Origin of the sequence: Mesorhizobium sp. M5C.F.Ca.IN.020.32.2.1 (assembly GCF_004023105.1) — a bacterium.
GTDB classification, from domain to species: Bacteria; Pseudomonadota; Alphaproteobacteria; order Rhizobiales; family Rhizobiaceae; genus Mesorhizobium; species Mesorhizobium wenxiniae.
Window position 1 is genome coordinate 1 of record NZ_RZSX01001048.1, and the last position, 1,952, is coordinate 1,952.

General features: G+C 61.9%; 2 protein-coding genes. One reads left to right on the forward strand and one right to left on the reverse strand.

Features of this window, described 5'->3' with window-relative positions; genetic code table 11:
- The coding region (locus EOA86_RS32645) for a MurR/RpiR family transcriptional regulator (protein ID WP_164892232.1) at positions 1 to 691 on the reverse strand (691 nt) is incomplete at its 3' end.
- 154 nt (positions 692 to 845) lie between these two features.
- Here EOA86_RS32645 and EOA86_RS32650 point away from each other — a divergent pair.
- A partial coding sequence (locus EOA86_RS32650) for a Gfo/Idh/MocA family oxidoreductase (RefSeq protein WP_164892233.1) occupies positions 846 to 1,952 on the forward strand: 1,107 nt, incomplete at its 3' end.

Sequence of the window (1,952 nt, forward strand, 5' to 3'; positions counted from 1 at the left end):
AAAAGGAACTGTCTGTGATCGCCACGATCGGAACGCCTTGCTCGGAAATGACGCGCGCCTCGTCGATGGCCGCCGGGGCATAGGGTGAGAAACTGATGGCGATGACGGCATCCCTGGGCGAGGCAAAGCTGATCATCTCGGCGTTGAGGCCGGCGGCCGATTCGATCAGCTGGTTGCGGATCTTGAGCTTGCCCAGCGCATAGGCGATGTAGGAGGCGACCGGATACGAGCGGCGCTTGGCCAGCACATAGATGGTCTCCGCCTTTGCCAGCAAGGCGATCGCATCTTCGAAATGGTCTTCGTTCAACCTGCCTGAAACATCATTGAGCGAGGTGCTGGCCGCGGCGACGAAGCCGTCGAAGATCGCCCGGTGACCGGCGCCTTCCTCGGCCTTGGCGCGCAATGCCGCCAGTCTTTCGTCATAGGACGAATTGCGCTCACGCAGGCGCTCGCGAAACACCAGCTGCAGACTGGTGAAGCCGTCGAAGCCGAGCTGCTGGGCGAAACGGATCAAGGTCGAAGGCTGGACGCCGGCCGAAGCGGCGATGCTGGCGGCCGTGCCGAAGGCAATGTCGTCAGGATTGTCGAGCGCATAGGCGGCGATCTGCGCGATACGCTTGGGCAGGCTATGGCGCCGTTCCAGGATCGTCGTCCGCAGCGTCTCGAAATCGCGGGGCACCCGTTCGTCCATCGTCGCTCCGCCCAGGCTCGTCAGTCGATGCCGTGTGTGCCCCATCATAGCGAGCCTGTGCAAGAAGGCCATAAAAAATGAGGCATGCGTTCCATTTCTGGATAAAATGGACTAATTCATCCACACAATCTTTCTGGCGACGGAGACAAGGGAAATGGTCGGAGTCGGTCTTATCGGCACGGGCTTCATGGGCAAGTGTCACGCCATCGCCTGGAACGCGGTCGGCACCGTCTTTTCCGACGTGGCCAAGCCAAGGCTGGTCCATCTCGGCGAGGTCAATGAGGATCTTGCCAAACGTCGTGCCAGCGAATTCGGCTTCGCCAGGGCCTCCGGCGACTGGCGTGCCGTCGTCGATGATCCGGATATCGATATCGTCTCGCTGACCACGCCCAACCAGTTCCACCCGGAAATGGCCATCGCCATCCTCGAAGCCGGCAAGCATCTGTGGTGCGAAAAGCCGATGGCGCCGAGTTTTGCCGAGGCGCAAGCCATGGCGGCGGCGGCGCAAAAGTCCGGCAAGGTGGCCGCTCTCGGCTACAACTACATCCAGAACCCGGCCATCCGTCATATCGGTGCGCTGCTCGACGAAAAAATCATCGGCGAGGTCAACCATCTGCGCGTCGAGATGGATGAGGATTTCATGGCCGACCCGGAGGCGCTGTTCTTCTGGAAGCACGAGGCGGCGTCCGGTTACGGCGCGCTCGACGATTTCGCCGTGCATCCGCTGTCGCTGGTCGCCGTGCTGTTCGGCCGCGTCGCCCGCGTGATGTGCGATATGGCAAAACCCTATGCCGATCGCCGCGTTGCGTCGGGCGGGCGCCGCGCGGTCGAGACCTACGACATCGCCAACGTGCTGATGCATCTCGAAAACGGCATTGCCGGCACGCTGCTGGTCAATCGTTCGGCCTGGGGCCGCAAGGGCCGGATCGCCATCCAGATCTTCGGCTCGAAGGGCTCGATCCTGTACGACCAGGAGCGGATGAACGAGTTCCAGCTCTACCTCACATCAGACCGGCCGACCGAGCAAGGCTATCGCACTATCCTGGTGGCGCCGCATCACAAGCCCTACGACGCCTTCCTGCCGGCACCCGGCCACGGTCTCGGCTTCATCGACCTCAAGATCATCGAATGCCGGGAACTTTTGGCGCGGCTTGCCGGCAAGCCGGCGCGCATCATCGATTTCGACGAAGGACTTGAAATCGAGCGCACCGTGCATGCGATGGCGCGCTCGTTCGAGGAAAAGCGCTGGATGGATGTTAGA